Origin of the sequence: Streptomyces sp. MB09-02B (genome assembly GCF_033794485.1) — a bacterium.
Taxonomy (GTDB): domain Bacteria; phylum Actinomycetota; class Actinomycetes; order Streptomycetales; family Streptomycetaceae; genus Streptomyces.
In genome coordinates this window covers 1-838 of record NZ_JARGEE010000944.1, presented here as the reverse complement: position 1 = coordinate 838, position 838 = coordinate 1, and the positions used below count along the sequence as shown (strand labels likewise).

Annotated in this window: 1 protein-coding gene; it reads right to left on the bottom strand. The window is 64.9% G+C overall.

The features are described 5' to 3' along the window. Window positions 1-126: 126 nt before the first annotated feature. Complete coding sequence (locus P1P70_RS45225) at window positions 127-471, bottom strand: YbaB/EbfC family nucleoid-associated protein (protein WP_319248388.1); 345 nt, start codon at window positions 469-471, stop codon at window positions 127-129. Window positions 472-838 lie beyond the last annotated feature (367 nt).

Sequence of the window (838 nt, the reverse complement as noted above, 5' to 3'; positions counted from 1 at the left end):
TTCCTTTCTTCTTTCATAGTCTCTCATATGTGTGTGTTTGTGTTCTTTTTTTTTTTTTTCAACCGGAGAGGGGAAAAAGAGTTTTTTGCTGTCTCGTGGGGTCGGGGAAGTGTATAAGAGACCGGTTCAGAAGGGCAGGCCGGGGATGCCCGAGCCACCGCCGAGGCCCTGGGCGAGGGGGCCCAGTTTCTGCTGCTGGAGGGTCTGGGCGTTCTCGTTGGCCGCCTGGACGGCCGCGACGATCAGGTCGGCGAGGGTCTCGGTGTCCTCCGGGTCCACCGCCTTGGGGTCGATCTTCAGGGCGCGCAGTTCGCCGGAGCCGTTGACGGTGGCCTTCACCAGGCCGCCGCCCGACTGGCCGTCGACCTCCGTGTGCGCGAGCTCCTCCTGTGCCCTCGCCAGGTCCTGCTGCATCTTCTGGGCCTGCTGGAGCAGCTGCTGCATGTTGGGCTGGCCACCACCGGGGATCACGTTCAGCTCCCTCGCACGAGTACTTGCGGAGGTCCGCGGGGACGGTTCTACGGACGCCCCCGTGGACGTTCTTGCGGTCGCAACGAGCCTACGTGGTCGGCACGGCCTCTGCCGCGCCACTCTTTCGAGTGAGTCGGCCGGGGATTCGTATATCCGATCAAGGGCATCTTCCAGGGGATAAGCGGCGAAAACACCATCTTCGCCACCCATTGGGCGGTAGGAAGGGTCCGGCCGCGTCAGGGTGTGGTGCGTGAGCGCCGTACGTACGTAGGGAGTGCCGGGTGAGCCAGCCGGAGATGCAGCCCGAGGGGGGACCCCAGGACGGGCGGGGTGAGGGGTCCGGGCTGTGGGCGGAGCCGTGGACGAC